The 14,525-nt window shown below is 71.4% G+C and carries 12 protein-coding genes; 6 read left to right on the top strand and 6 right to left on the bottom strand.

Annotated features, from left to right (window positions below):
- Window positions 1–130 precede the first annotated feature (130 nt).
- The 5 genes from AC5P1B_RS07355 (at window position 131) to AC5P1B_RS07375 (ending at window position 5,097) form a co-directional block, all read left to right on the top strand.
- Entirely contained in the window at window positions 131–1,150 is a 1,020-nt protein-coding gene (locus AC5P1B_RS07355) for a FecCD family ABC transporter permease (protein ID WP_493885728.1), read from the top strand.
- A complete protein-coding gene (locus tag AC5P1B_RS07360) occupies window positions 1,147–2,271 on the top strand; it encodes a FecCD family ABC transporter permease (RefSeq protein ID WP_493885729.1) in 1,125 nt (374 codons plus the stop codon). The genes AC5P1B_RS07355 and AC5P1B_RS07360 overlap by 4 nt, the downstream gene beginning before the upstream one ends.
- Window positions 2,268–3,116: an ABC transporter ATP-binding protein gene (locus AC5P1B_RS07365; RefSeq protein ID WP_493885730.1), complete on the top strand. Its 849-nt coding sequence runs from the start codon at window positions 2,268–2,270 to the stop codon at window positions 3,114–3,116. The genes AC5P1B_RS07360 and AC5P1B_RS07365 overlap by 4 nt, the downstream gene beginning before the upstream one ends.
- Before the next feature lie 182 nt (window positions 3,117–3,298).
- Window positions 3,299–4,873 (top strand): amidohydrolase, encoded by a 1,575-nt coding sequence (locus AC5P1B_RS07370; protein ID WP_493885731.1) that lies wholly within the window; start codon window positions 3,299–3,301, stop codon window positions 4,871–4,873.
- The gene (locus AC5P1B_RS07375; protein WP_493885732.1) at window positions 4,870–5,097 is read left to right on the top strand and encodes a hypothetical protein; all 228 of its coding nucleotides are present in this window, start codon (window positions 4,870–4,872) and stop codon (window positions 5,095–5,097) included. Before AC5P1B_RS07370 ends, AC5P1B_RS07375 begins: the two co-directional genes overlap by 4 nt.
- A 248-nt stretch (window positions 5,098–5,345) precedes the next feature.
- Here AC5P1B_RS07375 and AC5P1B_RS07380 read toward each other — a convergent pair whose 3' ends face one another.
- The 6 genes from AC5P1B_RS07380 to AC5P1B_RS07405 form a co-directional block, all read right to left on the bottom strand.
- A complete protein-coding gene (locus AC5P1B_RS07380) occupies window positions 5,346–5,900 on the bottom strand; it encodes a DUF4396 domain-containing protein (protein WP_493885733.1) in 555 nt (184 codons plus the stop codon).
- Between the two features lie 197 nt (window positions 5,901–6,097).
- The gene (locus AC5P1B_RS07385) at window positions 6,098–6,739 is read right to left on the bottom strand and encodes a DUF305 domain-containing protein (protein WP_493885734.1); all 642 of its coding nucleotides are present in this window, start codon (window positions 6,737–6,739) and stop codon (window positions 6,098–6,100) included.
- Window positions 6,740–6,824: 85 nt separating this feature from the next.
- Window positions 6,825–7,253, bottom strand: a complete 429-nt coding sequence (locus AC5P1B_RS07390) for a DUF6153 family protein (protein ID WP_493885735.1) — start codon at window positions 7,251–7,253, stop codon at window positions 6,825–6,827.
- A 239-nt stretch (window positions 7,254–7,492) separates the two neighbouring features.
- Window positions 7,493–8,224, bottom strand: coding sequence for a DUF6766 family protein (locus AC5P1B_RS07395; protein ID WP_493885736.1), 732 nt, complete (start codon window positions 8,222–8,224; stop codon window positions 7,493–7,495).
- An 87-nt stretch (window positions 8,225–8,311) separates the two neighbouring features.
- Window positions 8,312–8,719, bottom strand: coding sequence for a hypothetical protein (locus AC5P1B_RS07400; RefSeq protein WP_493885737.1), 408 nt, complete (start codon window positions 8,717–8,719; stop codon window positions 8,312–8,314).
- Between the two features lie 381 nt (window positions 8,720–9,100).
- Window positions 9,101–12,406 (bottom strand): S8 family serine peptidase, encoded by a 3,306-nt coding sequence (locus tag AC5P1B_RS07405; RefSeq protein WP_493885738.1) that lies wholly within the window; start codon window positions 12,404–12,406, stop codon window positions 9,101–9,103.
- A 561-nt stretch (window positions 12,407–12,967) separates the two neighbouring features.
- Here AC5P1B_RS07405 and AC5P1B_RS07410 point away from each other — a divergent pair.
- Window positions 12,968–14,242, top strand: coding sequence for an HAD family hydrolase (locus AC5P1B_RS07410; protein WP_493885739.1), 1,275 nt, complete (start codon window positions 12,968–12,970; stop codon window positions 14,240–14,242).
- The last annotated feature ends 283 nt before the right edge of the window (window positions 14,243–14,525 follow it).

Consider the following 14,525-nt stretch of genomic DNA (forward strand, 5'->3'; position numbering starts at 1 on the left):
GTTAGCCTCACCTAAGTCAGTCTTTCCTGCCGTACGTCACACCTCTCGTGTGATGCGCAGCCGCCCGGGGGGTTCCTTGTTGTCGGTCGAGGCCCAGGCGGCATCAGGGAGCGAAGCTGACGCCCCACCCATGCCCTCGGCGCGCCGGACCACGGCGGCGGCGCTGCGCGGCCTGGGACTCCTGGTGGCGCTCGGCGTGCTCCTCCTGGTCGCCCTGCTCGGTGTGTGGCTGGGCACCAGGGACATCCCGTTCACCTCGACGTGGCACGTGCTGTGGCACAACGACGGGTCGGACGCCGCGGTCATCGTCCACGACTACCGGATACCCCGGACCCTGCTCGGCCTCCTGGTGGGCATGGCGCTGGGGCTCTCGGGAGCCCTGATGCAGGCGTTGACCCGCAATCCGCTCGCCGACCCCGGTCTGCTCGGTGTCAGCCTGGGGGCCTCGACCGGTGTGGTCGTGGCCATCGCGTTCCTCGGCGTGGGATCGGCCCTCGGCTATGTGTGGTTCGCCTTCCTCGGTGCGGCGATCGCCTCCGTGGTGGTCTATCTGCTCGGCTCGTCAGGCCGGTCACTCGCGACCCCCGACCGGCTGGTCGTCGCGGGGGCGGCGGTCACGGCGGTGCTGTTCGCCTTCAATTCGGCCGTGCTGCTGCTCGATCCGCGGGCGTTCGACAAGTTCCGGTTCTGGACGGTGGGCGCGCTCGCCGGCCGGAACCTCGACATCGTGTATGTCATCCTGCCCTTCGTCGTCGTCGGCCTGGTGATCGCCCTGGCGCTGGCACCCTCACTGAACGCGCTGGCCATGGGCGAACAGATGGGCCGCGCCCTGGGCGTCAACGTCGGCCGGACCCGGGTGCTCGGCATCGTCGCGGTGATGCTGCTGTGCGGCGCCGCCACCGCCGCGGCGGGCCCGATCGGGTTCGTCGGCCTCGCCGTGCCGCACGTGGCCCGACTCCTGGTGGGCCCGGACCAGCGGTGGGTCCTGGCGTACTCCATGCTCCTCGCGCCGATTCTGCTGATCGGCGCTGACGTCCTGGGCCGGGTGCTCGGTTCCCCCGGTGAGATCGAGGTCGGCATCGTCACCGCGTTCCTCGGAGCGCCCCTGTTCATCGCGCTGTGCCGCCGTCGAAAGCTGGTCATGCTGTGAGCCCTGTGCGGGAGGCCGGAACCTCCGCGACCGATACGGCGCTCGCGGCCGATCGCGTGGACGTCGCCCTGAAACCCCGCATCGTCAGCGGCCGCGTTGTCCGTACCCGCAAGGGGGCGCTCTCCCTGCGGGTTCACGGCCGTGCCGTGGTGGTGACGACGGCGCTGCTGGTCGTACTCACGGCGGTCATGGGGATCACCCTCACCACCGGGGACTTCCAGCTGTCGGTCACCGAGGTGCTCCACGCCCTGGTCGGCAACGGTTCGCCCGCCGCCGACTTCATCGTCAACACCCTGCGCATGCCACGCCTGGTGACCGCGTTGTGCGCCGGAGCGGCACTGGCGGTCAGCGGGGCGATCCTGCAGAGCCTCACCGGCAACTCGCTGGGCAGCCCGGACATCATCGGCTTCACGAGCGGGTCGGCGACCGGAGCCCTGGTGGTCATCGTCGTACTCCACGGAAGCATGACCGAGATCGCGTTCGGGGCACTGGCCGGTGGACTGGCCACGGCCGTCGCGATCTACCTGCTGGTGTTCAGCGGCGGCCTCCAGGGGTTCCGGCTCGTCGTCATCGGGATCGGTGTCAGCGCCCTGCTGCTCGCCGTCAACTCGTACCTGATCACCCGGGCGACCTGGCAGGAGGCCCTGGAGGCCCAGGCCTGGCTGATCGGCAGCCTGGGCAACCGGGGTTGGGACCACGCCAACGCGATCGGCGTCGCGGTCGCCATCCTGCTCCCCCTCGCCTTCTGCCTCGCCCGCAGACTGTCGATGGTGGAGATGGGCGACGACACGGCGATGGCACTCGGCGTCGATGTGGCGCGCACGCGGCTGGCCCTGCTGGGAATCAGCGTCGCGCTGGCCGCGTTCGCCACCGCGGTGACCGGGCCGATCCTGTTCATCGCCCTGGCGGCCCCGCAGCTCGCGCGGAGGCTGACCCGCTCGTCCGGCCCCGCACTGCTCTCCTCCGCCCTCATGGGCGCCGTACTCCTGGCCGGAAGCGACCTCGCGGTGCAACGGACCTTCTCCCCCACTCTCCTCCCGGTGGGCACGGCGACCGGCACCATCGGTGGGCTGTATCTCATCTGGCTGCTGGTCACGGAGTCACGAAAGAGCCGCGCATGACAGGAACGATCCCCCCGACAGCCCGGCTGCGAGCCGAGGACCTGACGCTCTCCTACGACCAGCGCACCGTGGCGACCTCCCTCGGCGTCGTCATACCCGACTACTCGTTCACGGTGATCGTCGGCCCGAACGCCTGCGGAAAGTCCACCCTGCTCAAGGCGTTGGCCCGCATGCTCCGGCCGAAGGCGGGAGAGGTCTATCTCGACGGGGCGGCCATCTCCTCCTACCGTTCCCGCGAAGTCGCGCGCAGGCTCGGGCTCCTCCCGCAGACGTCGAGCGCCCCGGGTGGCATCACGGTGGGGGACCTCGTGGCCCGCGGTCGCTATCCGCACCAGCGCATGCTGAAGCAGTGGTCCGCGGAGGACGAGGCCGCCGTGGCCGAGGCGATGCGGCAGACCGGCGTACTGGAGCTCGCCGACCGGCCCGTCGACGACCTCTCCGGCGGCCAGCGGCAACGCGTGTGGCTGTCCATGGTCCTGGCGCAGCAGACGTCCATCCTCCTGCTGGACGAACCGACGACCTTCCTGGACATCGCGCACCAGGTCGAGGTGCTGAACCTGTGCGCCGATCTGCACGAGCACAAGGGCCACACCATCGTCGCGGTCCTGCACGACCTCAACCAGGCCTGCCGCTACGCCACCCACCTGGTGGTGATGAGGCCCGGCGGCACGATCGCCGCCGAGGGGCACCCGGCGACGGTCATGACCGCCGAGCTGATCGAGGACGTGTTCGGCCTGCCCTGCCGGATCATCGACGACCCGGAGACCGGCACTCCGCTGATGGTGCCCATCGCCCGCAAGCGCCACGCCATGGCCGGTGACGCCGCCGTCGCGGAGACCTCCTAAGTGCGGTGCCGCTTCCGCACCCACCGGCTGGACGGCCGGTACGAGGCGCCGCGTCCCGGCGTCGGCGCCGCCCCGAAGACCCACGACGCGGGCGGGGCACGGGTCGGTCGACTCGCTTCGCGTACGCGAGCCCTGGGCCGGGTCGTACCGGTCCTGCCAGGACACCAGGGACGGGACTGCTCATGCTGTGTACGAGGCTGACGAACGCCCACATCATCACCATGGACCCGGACCACCCCGTCGCCCACGACCTGGGAATCTGGCACGGGCGCGTCGTGGGCCTGGACGACGCGGTGACCTCACTGCCCGCCCGAGAGGTGATCGACCTCCAGGGCGCGACCGTGCTCCCCGGCTTCATCGACAGCCATGTACACCTGGCCTGGACCGGTTTGAGGGCGGCAACCCCGAGCGTGGCCCCGTGCGACCGGGTCGATGACGTCCTCGGTGTCGTGGCGGAGGCCGCCGCCCGGCAGCCCCACGGCTCCTGGGTGCCGGTCTCCGGCTACGACCAGCGGGGACTCGGGCGCCATGTGACCGCGGCCGAACTGGACAGGGTCAGCGACGGCCGCAAGGTGTTCATGACGCACGACTCGGGACATGCCTGCGTGGTCAACACCGCCGTCCTTGACCTGCTTCCGGCTGACGTCCCGCACGAGAACGGCTACCTCGCCGAGAGCGCCATGGCCGCCGCCCGCAAGCTCCGACTGCCCCACTCGCAGGAGGAGTTGGTGGACGCGATCGCGCGAGCCGCCAGGACCTGCCTGTCGGAGGGAGTGACGGCCTGCGCCGAAGCGGGCATCGGCGGCGCCCTGTTCGGCCACAGCCCGGTCGAGCTGGCCGCCTACCAGCTGGCGCGGGAACAGGGCCGGCTCCCGCTGCGGGTGCGGCTCATGGTGGCCGCGGACACGCTGCACCCGGTCGGCGCGCACGCGGACGACGGCATCCCCCGCGCCCTTGACCTCGGCCTGCGCACCGGATTCGGCGACGACTGGCTGTCCGTAGGCGCGCTCAAGATCTGGACCGACGGCGGCATGATGGCCCGTACGGCCGCGCTGAGCAGCCCGTACCACGGCCTGGAACACGCGGGCCAGTTGCAGGACGACCCGGAGCTCCTCGCGCAGACCATCGTCGACGGCCATCTGGCGGGATGGCAGCTCGCCGTCCACGCCATCGGCGACCGCGCCGCCGACCTCGCACTGGACGCCCTGGAGCGGGCGCAGCGCGCCCGGCCACGCCCCGGCGCCCGGCACCGCGTCGAACACGCCGGCCTGATCAGGCCCGACCAGCTCGCCCGCTTCGCGGAACTCGGCGCCATCGCCGTGGTCCAGCCGAACTTCCTGCGCTACTTCGGTGACGACTACGCGTCGATCATGGGTGAGGACAGGACTCCCTGGTTGTACCGGGGCAGGGCCTTCCTCGACCACGGCATCACCCTGGTGGGCAGCTCCGACCGCCCCGTCACGGACGGATCACCGCTGCGGGCCATCCAGTTCATGGTCGAGCGCGCCTCCGAGTCGGGCCAGGTGATCGGCCCGGGCGAGGGCATCACGGTCGACGAGGCCCTGCACTCCTACACCGTCGGCGGAGCCTTCGCCTGCCACTGGGACGACATCGCGGGCAGCCTGACCCCGGGAAAGCGCGCCGACCTGGTCGTGCTGGGTGACGACCCACGGCGCGTCAGCACCTCGCGCATCGGCGACATCGACGTGGTCGCGACGTTCGTCGACGGCCGCAAGACCGAGAAGGCGGCACTATGAGCACGAACGCGGGCAGTATCGAGCGGTACGCGCATCTGTGGCAGGCATCCTCGTACCCGCGGCAGTGGGTCATCTGGAACACCGCCGCGGAGACCATGGTCTTCGACAAGGAGATCAACTGCCCTGTCGACATCGACGGCGAGGACCTGGACGAGGTCCTGCGCAGAATGCGCGAGGCGGGAGCACCGGAGAGCGACGAGTACCCGGGCCGCCCTTGCGCGTAGGGCCTTCCAGGCCGCCTTGGCGCCGCATCCCGGGCCGGGCCGACGAGTGCCCGGCGTAGGGGAGTGCGCGCAGCGTCGGCGAGAGCCGCGGGCGATGAGCGACGTGGCGGTGGCGGCGGTGGTGGCGCGGGCATCGGGGCGGGGCCTGGGGGACCCGCCACGGGCGATGGGGCAGATCACCCTCCTCGCCTGCGCGGACCTCCCTGAGCCGCCAGCCGTCGGCGAGGGCGCCGACCAGCTCGCGGGGGTCAGTGAGAGGCGTGAACCACCGCGTGCCCCTTGCCGCGGCCGATCATCCACTTGTTCAGCGGCGTGGTGATCAGGAACGCGACGGCGAAGCCGCCGAGGAGCGCGCCCCAGAACAGCCCGTCGGACAGGTGGGCGTCCATCGCGCCAGGGGTGAAAGCGATGATCACGTTGTCCACCGACTCCATCACGGCGATGGAAGCGGTGTCAGCGGCCAGAGCCGTACGGATGGCGGCCTTCAGGCCGAGGCCGGCCTTGCGTATCGCGTACATCGTGAAGGAGTAGCCGAAGACAAACGCCAGCGCGATCGCCAGCACCATCGTGGGGGCGTTACCCCAGCGCAGGGCGGTCCCGACGACCATGCCCAGGATCTCGCCGAGTGCGCACCCGGTCAGGCAGTGGGCTGTCGCCTGAGCGGCGGTCCCCCATGAGGCGCCGCCGGTCGAGTGACCGCTGTGCTCATGGCTGTCGTGATCAAGCCCGGCACGCCTCTCGTCCCCGTGCCGGGAGCCGGACGCGCTGCCGTGCGGGGCGGTGTGGTCCTCCGTGCGGTCCATGCCGTCCTCCCTCCTGCCTTTCCGGCCTCCCGCCCTTTCCAGGGTGCGCCCGGCGAGACCGTCCGGCACGGTACGGCACGCGTTCACGGAGAAGGCCGGGCGGGCCGCCGAAGTCGCGGACGCGGAAGGCGGCACCGCGCCGCCAGGCCGGACGCGGGGACGGCCGGCGGGCCGCCCCCGCGTGGCGACGCGTGCGGTCAGCTCGTGCCGAGCAGCTTCTTCATGCGCGTGATCTCGGCGTTCTGGGAGGAGACGATGGCCTTGGCCATGTCCTTGGCGGACCGGTTCGCCCCGTCGGACTGCTCGGTCTTCGCCATCTCGACCGCGCCTTCATGATGCTTGATCATCATCTTGAGGAACGCGGTGTCGAACGCCTTGCCGGAGGACTTCCCCAGCTTGTCCATCTGTTCGGGCGTCATCATCCCGGACATGGCGTGCCCGGCGTGCTCGCCGCCCTCGCCCTCCTTGGGGACCTCCTCGCCCCAGGCTGTCAGCCACCGGGACAGGGTCTTGATCTCCGGGCCCTGTGCCTTCTTGATCTCTCCGGCCAGCTTCTTGACCTCGGCGGACTGGGCCCGGGTCGCCGCCAGATCGGCCATCTCCACCGCCTGGCGGTGGTGCGGGATCATCTCCTTCGCGAAGGCGACGTCGGCGGCGTTCCGCGCCCCCTGCTCGGCGGAGGCCGACGCGGTGGGCGAGGAGGTCTTGTCGTGGCCGTCGTGGCCGTCGTGGCCGTCGGAGCTGTCATCTCCGCCGCCGCAGGCGGCCAGTACGACGGCTGCGGCGGTCGCGGCCACCGCAGCGGCGGCACGGCGGGTCAGGGAACGGTGTGCGGTCATGGTGGTGCGACTCCTGTGTACGGGCTCGATCAGCATGGCTTTCCACGGGCGGGCCCGGCCGAGGGGCTCGGGCACGCGGGGCCGCCTATATACGCAGGAGTCGCAGGTCGCTCAACGACGGCGGGGACCGCCCGCTCAAGGCCGCGGCGGGGACACCCGCGGGTTCGTCCGCGGTCGGGCACGTCACCACGCTCGCCAGGGCCGGCGCCGGCAGCGCGGGCCCTCCGCTCGTGCCGCCGGCAGCACACGTGGCATCGGCGTGCTCGGCATGACCACCGCCACCTCCGTCGTCATGACCGACGTGGGCGCAGTCCTCACCTCCGGCCGCGCCGACGTGTGACGCGGCCGCCGCCGTGACCGCGTGGTGGTCATCCGCCACAGCGGAGGACGACGCTGAAGGGACGGCAGGTCCCAAGCCATGCATGGCCACGACACCCACCAGCACAGCCAGCACCAGCAGCACGTACGCCCGCACCCCACCGGGCCGGGTCGCGCGCCGCGCCTGCCGTCTCATGCCCGCATCCTGGACGGCACCCCACAGGCCCGCAGATGAGCGGATCACCGACACGGCGCGGCCGGATGGGACCGCGGCCGTCAGAGACACGGGCCCGGCCCCGGCAGCCGCGGGTCGCACGCGAGGCCCGCCGGGCGGCGCCCGTAAGCGGCCGCGAGTGGCCGCTCATGGGAATCCCGTCGGTGTACGGGGGCTGGTAGGTGTGGGGCTGGCCGCGCCACCGCGACACGCCCGCTCGGTCAGCCTTCGACGCCCGTGGCGGTGTGCCGGGCTCCGACGGGTTTGGACTCCGGTGAGCCGCGCTGGCGCAGGTAGATGGACAAGACGGCCATGGATGCCACGGCCAGCAGTTCCGACTGCCAGTTCTGCAGCGTACGGCTCCAGAACTCGGCGGAACCAAGGTACTGGGACCAGGTGATGGGGGACTGGAGGCCGCGCAGTCGCTGTTCGTTGCAGGCGGCCACGCCGGTGACCGACTGGGCCAGCCAGGACAGCAGGAACAGAGCGCCCATGACCAGCCCGAGCGAACGGGAGAACAGGCACTGGCGCCAGCCCCGGGCGGCGGCCCAGCGGGGGGAGTCGGGGCGGGCGTACGCGCCGGTCATCTGCTCCTGGTCGGACTCGGTGCCGGCTCTGCCCATCTCCTTGGACTCGGGGGAGCCGCGCTGCAACAGCCATACGGTGGCGTGGATGTAGAGGTAGAACTGGAGGTACTCCGACTGCCAGTTCTCGGTGACGTCGACGGCGAAGTCCGAGGTGGTGAGGTAGGCGGCGAAGCCGACCCGGGTCAGGCCGTCGGCGACCAGCTGGTTGTTGAACTCGGCGTGCCCTGCCACCGCCTGCCCGCCCAGCGCGAGCAGGAAGGCCGTTCCGAACGCCAGGCTCAGACCGTTGTCGCGCAGGAAGTGCCACGCCCGGCCCCGGTCGCTGGCCCGTGCGCTGTCCGCATCCGGCGCCGGCGGGTGGTTCATCGCTGCATCAGCCCCAGCGCCGTGAAGAACGCCAGACCGCCGACGACCACCAGCAGGCATGAGGTGAACATGGTCCGCACCGTTGTCTCACCCGCCCTTGATCTCGCATTGGTACGGCTGCCGCGGGCGTGGCCGGCAACCCGCCGCTGTCACTTTCCACCCGGCGGGGAAGCGGGCCAGGAACACGGTGTCGTGTGCGAAGACGACACGGGCCTGGTCGCCGTGGACATCGACGCGTCGCACCGTCCCGGCCGGGGGCAGCTCCTCCTGGACCACCGCCTGGGCGCAGGGGCCTTTCGCGGACTGCTCCAGCTCGTCCCTGGTGCCTGAGGCGAGGGCGGCGCACAGCGCCGCGCTCTCCTTCGCCTCCCGTGCGTCCTCGAACCGTACGGCCGCCGAGGTGACGTCCTGCCGCCGCTCGGCGAGCGTGCCGCACCCGGTCACCGTGACGAGGACCAGCATCGCGACCGCCGCACCGCACCACCGTCTTCCCACCGCTACGGCCCTCACCGGCCGGCGCCCGCCGCCACGTTCCGTCGTGGCCCTGACCGGGGAGCGGGGTGCGCGCCGACCATCGGAGAATCGGTTCGCCCAGGCGCGCGCGGGGCACCGGTGTGCACCGTCGTCATCGTCATGAGAGGTCTAACGCGAGGGTGCCGAATCGGTCACCGGTGCGGACACGGGCGGTCCGCCAGGGCAGGGCGCCCGCGCGGTCCATCGCCCAGGGGCCGCGCTCCAGTGGGGACGAGCCGGGGGCCGCTGCCCGGTGAGGGGGCGGACACCAAGGCGGACACGAAGGCGGACACGAGGGCTGACGCGAAGGCCCGCCGGAGCGACAGCGCGCTCCGGCGGGCCAGTTCGGGGTGTGAGGGCGGGTTACTTGGTGCGGTAGGCGTTGAGGATGACCTGACTCACCGTGTTGCCCTTCTTGTCGCTGGCGTTCGCCTTGAACGAGACGCCCTTGCCCGCGCCGGGGTTCTTCACCGACACCTTGCCGCCGGTGACAGCGAGCTTCTTCCAGTGCGCGCCGTTGTCGACGCTGACGTACACCGCGAGCGACTTGAGGTTCCGGCCCGCGGCCGAGCCCCGCACCGAGACCGGGACCTTGAGCGTCGCACCGGCTTTGGCGGTACTGGCGGCCGACAGGGCCGGGGTGAAGCGCACCACCGAGGCCGGCAGCTTCACCTCACCGGTGGTCTTCTTCGAGGAGAAGGTCCAGCTACTGGTGATCTTGGTGGAGACGGCGGCGAGCTTGCTGCTGCGGGTGACCGAGGTGCTGAGCTTGTAATCCGCCTTGGCGGCGGGCACCTTGAAGACCTCCGCGCCGGACAGCGGGTCGGTGTTGGTGCCGACCTTCGCGCCGTTGCGGTAGAGGGTGGTCCGCACCTTGTCGTAAGCGGAAGCGCCGGAGTTGCCCTTGCCGTCAGCGAACAGCGGCAGCGCGCCACCGATCTCGTCGCCCGAGCGGAAGATTCCGTCGTCCGCGCCCAGGCCTGGCCCGAAGACGCCGACGTTCACCTGCTTGGAGTAGGACTTTCCGGCCTGGTAAGCGAGGTCGTCAGTGCCGTAAGCGGCCTCGGTCGCATCCTGGTCGTTGAGCTGCTCGAACGCCAGCTGCCACTTCAGGCCCTTGCCGATGACGTAGAGCGTGCTGGTGCGCGGCAGCTTGTGCTGGGAACTGACCGTCCAGGTGCCGCCCGCGTCCTCGATGACGGGAAGCGTGAACAGCAGGCCGGTCTTCTTCGGGGCCGAGGCGCCCAGCGTGGCGGTGATCTTGGCAAGGTCGGCCATCTTGGCGTGGCGTACGAATCCGGTCGACGCCTTCGTCACGTGACCGCCGTACGCCAGGTGGTACTCGGGGCCGTTGGCGCCCCGCTGGAAGGTGCTGGTGATCTGCTGGGTCATCTCACTGGCCGGGACGGCGGGCCCGAGGTGGGCGGTGCGGACGTTCTCGTACGAGTCCAGGAGCCAGCCGATGCCGATGGAGCCGTCACCCCTGGCGACGGAGAGGTCGAGGTAGGCGAGCCGTGAGGTGGCGCCCTGGTCCGGCACCGTGAGGTCGACCGGCTTGGCGGTGCGCGCGTCGATGGTCACCGTGGTGGGCTTGTTGACGTCCAGCTTGGGCTGGTTGATCCAGTCGAGGCCCTTGAAACCGTTGTCGCTGGGCACCAGGACGGAGCCGCTGACCCAGTAACGGCCCTTGGGGAGCCGGACCTTGCCGTCGCGCGTGGTCTCGTTGACGGACTGCTCATGGCCTGCGGCGAGGCCGCGGAGCCCGATCAGGGAGCTGTCGAAGGACTGGGCGGGCTTGCCGTCGCGGCCGATGTGCTTGACGGTCACGTCGTACGACTCGACCTCGCGCTCCACCGCCGCGGCGGTGCGGACGCTCTGCCCGCCACCCGTCGCGGTGACAGCGGCGCTGTAGGTGCCGTCGGCCGTGCCGCCGAGCCGGGTGTCGGTGGAGACGGATGTGGTCGCCGTGCCGTTCGCCGGGACGGTGAGCCGCTTGTCCTTGAGGGTGAAGAAACCGGCCGGGGCGGGCTTGCCGTCCGGGCCGGTGCCGCTGACGGACACGTCCACGGTGACCGGCTCGCTGCCCAGGTTGCGGTAGGTCAGCTCCTTGGTCTGCGGTTTGTCGTCGGTGTGCGGCCACTCCTGCTTGCCGAAGGAGAGTGAGCTCTGCTCGGTGATGACCGACTGCTTGATGGCCTTGCGCAGGTCGATGCGGCCGGAGCCCTGCTGGAAGGCGGTGTACTTGCCGGGAGCGGCGGAGCCGGTCAGCGCGGCCTTGATCCGCTCACCGGTCCAGTCCGGATGCTGCTGGGCGAGGATCGCGGTGGCGCCCGCCGTGTGCGGGGCGGCCATGGAGGTGCCGGAGATCGCCACGTAGCCGTCGGCGACCGGGGTGCCCTCCTCGGCGATCATGCTGCCGGGTGCGGCGGCGGCGCCGATGTCCACGCCGGGAGCCGTCACGTCGGGCTTGATGGCGCTGTCCCCCAGCCGGGGGCCCCTGCTGGAGAAGGCGGCGAGCTTGTCCTTCTTGTCGACGGCGCCCACGGTGAGGGCGGCGTCCGCGCTGCCGGGGGAGCCGATGGTGCCGGAGCCCAGCTCGCCGGAGTTGCCGGCTGAGATGACGAAGAGGGCGCCGGTGGCGGCCGACAGCTTGTTGACCGCGGCCTCCAGCGGATCATCGCCGGGGCTGTCGGGCCCGCCGAGGCTGAGGTTGACGACGTCGGCCTTCTGGGCGACCGCCCACTCAGCGCCCGCGATGATGTCGGAGTCGCCGCCGAAGCCCTCGTCGTTCAGGACCTTGCCGTCAAGGACCTTCGCGCCGGGTGCGACGCCCTTGTACTTCCCGCTCGACTTGGCGCCGGTACCGGCCGCGATGGACGCCACATGCGTGCCGTGGCCCACGCGGTCCTTGATGTCGGCGGCGTCGGAGAAGTTCTTCTCGGCGATCTGCTGACCGGCCAGGTCGGGATGGGTCTGGTCGACACCGCTGTCCAGGACGGCGATCGTGGTTCCCTTGCCGTCGTAGCCCGCCTTCCACGCCGCGGGCGCGCCGACCTGCGGCACGCTCTTGTCGAGGGTGGCCTTGCGTACCCCGTCCAGCCACACCGTGGCCACCCCGGAGGCGGCCGTACGGTGGAGGGCGCCGCGGGGCGCGTCGGTGAGCGCCTCCCAGGCGGCCTTGGCGTGCCGCGGCGTGGTCGTCACCGCGTCGGCGTTCAGGACCGGGAGGGTGCGCCGCAGCTTCGTGCCGTCGGCGGCGCGGAGTGCGGGTCTGGCGGCGGGGCGCTCGCCCTTGTAGGCCACGATGAGCCGCAGGCCGTCGTGCTGGCTCGCGACGTATTCGGGCGCGCTCAGTGTGGTGATGTCGAACAGCCGCTCATCCACCGTGCCCTGGGCGATCAGGCGGCGGGCGTCGAGCGGAATCGCGTACACATGCCCGGCGCGGCGCTCCGTCTGTACGGGTATGTGCTCGCGGCCCTCGGCCTGCCGGATTCCGGCCGGGCGGCCCTTGGCGTCGATTCCGATCTGGTCACCGGTGATCAAGGTGACCCAGGTCCGGGCGGCACCGGCCTTCCGCTGCTTGTCCGCCGACGCGGCGGGACGCTCGTCGGCCGACGCGGCCGGGGTGGTCATTCCCGCCGCGAGTGCGGTGGCCGCGGCAGCGGCCACGCCGGTAACCCACAACGCTTGTCTTCTTGTGCGCAACGTTCCCCCCAGTGAGGACAGCTCGCGAGAAGAGGCCACCAGGGCCCCTCGCATACCGTGTATGCACCGGCAGTATGTGGCGGGTGGGGCAGCCATCCCAAGGAAGTGGCGAAAAGGTGAAGTCCCCCTGAAACAAAGAGGCTTGATTGAGTCGGTGGGTCGTTTGGAGGGATTCCTTCCGGGGGGTTCCGGCCCGCCGCGCGCAGTCGTGTGACGCGGCGTCGGGTGGGGGCGGCGAAGCCGCAACCGCTCTTCGGCCGCGGGAGCGGCGGGGCCGCACGACGCGGGACGCGTGGCCGGCACCGCACGGACAGCGCCCATCGGACAGCGCCCACAGGTCACCACCCACAGGTCACCACCCCCCGTGCACCGGCTGGCCCTTCGGCTGCCGTCTCGGCCGGGCTAACGCATCCGTCAGTGGCGAAATCGCGCCACCGGCAGGGCACCCCCATTCAGTGGTGGGATCGCCGGCAGGGATGCTTGGCAGGCATCCACGCCGAGCGCGTGTTCACTCAAGGAGGACGTATGCGCACGACCCATGCCCTGCTGACGGGCCTCATCGCGGCTGCGGCGGTCGCCGCGCCGGTGCCCGCGGGTGCCGCCGCGCCGACCCGTACGACGCACGCCGACGCCTGTCCGCAGCTGGACAGAAGCATCAGCTGGTATGGCCAGAACCGAGCGATGCTCCAGCGGGTGATAGACCAGCGCGGCACGTGTTCCGGGACGGACCACGGAAAGCGTCCCGTGGCGGCGTTCGACTGGGACAACACCGTCGTCAAGAACGACGTCTCGGACGCGACGCTGGCGTGGATGCTCAAGCACGACAAGATCCTCCAGCCGAAGAGCTGGAAGTCCACCAACAAGTGGATGACGCCCGCCGCCCACCGCGCCCTCACCCGGGCCTGCGGCACCTCCGTTCCGGCGGGGCGGCCGCTGCCGACCTCGGCCGACACCGGCTGTACCGATGAGATCCTCGACATCTACCAGGACGCGAGGACATCCGGGGGCAAGGCGGCGTTCGCCGGTGAGTGGAACCACCGGCGCACCGTCCCCGAGTACGTGTGGATCACCCAGCTGTTCGCCGGGCACACCCCCGCCACCCTGACCGCGTACGCCAGGCAGGCGCGCGCCGAGAACCTCGCCGCGCCGATCGGCACTCGGCAGAAGGTCGGTACGCACACCATGGCCGGCTACGTGCGCTACTACGACCAGCAGCGTGACCTGATCCGCACGCTGCGCCGGGCCGGTTTCGACGTGTGGGTCGTCTCCGCGTCCGCCGAACCCATCGTCAACGCCTGGGCGCCCGGGGTGGCCGTGGCGCGCGACCACACCGTCGGCATCCGCAACGTCGTCCGGCACGGCCGTCTCACCACAGGCGTTCAGGGCTGCGGTGATGTCAAGGACGGCGGTGGTGAGGTGCTGACCTACCTCGACGGCAAGCGCTGCTGGATCAACCAGGAGATCTTCGGTGTCAAGGGCGCCAAGGCGTGGCAGCGGCAGGACGCCGCGCACCGCATCGCCTTCGGCGCGGGCGACGCGGAGACCGACGTGACGTTCGTGGACGACGCCACCGCCGGGCACCTGGCCGTCAACCGGAACAAGCCCGAGCTGATGTGCCGCGCGTACGACAACGCGGACGGCCGCTGGGTGGTCAACCCGATGTTCATCGAGCCCGGGAAGCGGCAGCGGGACCCGTACCCGTGCGCGAGCACCGGCTACACCCGCCCGGACGGCTCGGCAGCGCCGGTGCGGCGGGCTGACGGCTCGGTGATCCCGGACCAGCAGGACACCGTCTACTGAGCAACCCGGCCCCTGGCCCCCGGCCGCCCTCCCGCCTTCTCCGGCCCTGCCTTCCCGCCTGCCTGCCTGCCTTCGCTCGCTGCTGAGGCCGTCGCGGGGCGGCCGGTCGCCGGTGCCGGCTGCTGCCCTGCGCGCGCGTCGCCCGCCCGCCCGCGCGCGTCCTCGCTCCGTGCGGGGCGCCGCCGTGCCCGGCGCCACCGCGGGGGTCCCGGCCCCGGATCTCGCCCCCGGGCGCCGGGACCGCCGTGGCGCTCGGTGAGGTTCAGCGGCCGTTGCCTCCGTG

It is taken from the genome of Streptomyces sp. A01 (assembly GCF_059026195.1).